The 472-nt window shown below is 46.4% G+C and carries 1 pseudogene; it reads left to right on the forward strand.

From position 1 onward, the window contains the following. Positions 1 to 472, forward strand: a pseudogene (locus M0413_RS22750) (ATP-binding protein); the annotation flags it as partial.

A 472-nucleotide genomic window follows, 5' to 3' on the forward strand; every position in this document is an offset into this window, starting at 1 on the left:
CCGCGCGATTATCAGTAGTATCGAAGCGGTTGAGCGCGCAGCAGTGAACTTTGTACGTGAATCTAAAGATTTACGTGAGCACTATGACCGCAGTTTAGCGCGTTTCCTTAACCCATCTAAAAACTTGATGGCATTAGAGTTAAACGCTGAATTGGCTGTGGCAACGAGCCCAACCAACCACCACAACTTGTTTGGTAGCGCTTACCGTTATCTGCGTTATTTAACGCTGCGTAGCCGTATTCATTCGATCTCTCAGGAGCAATACGGACGTTTGTCACGTGTCAGTGTGCCCGAGGGCGATCTGTTAGCGCGTATCCAGCAAGAGCAAGATCGTGTATTCCAAGCTTGGTTATCTAGCCCCGATAAGCTGGTTTACGATGAAGATCTGAACAAATTGTGGGCGAACTTTATTGCTAAGCGCGATGAAATTTCAACCGAACGTAATATGCTGACACGTTTTATTTTGGGTGAA

Source organism: Shewanella sp. 8A (assembly GCF_023475945.1).
GTDB lineage: Bacteria > Pseudomonadota > Gammaproteobacteria > Enterobacterales > Shewanellaceae > Shewanella > Shewanella xiamenensis.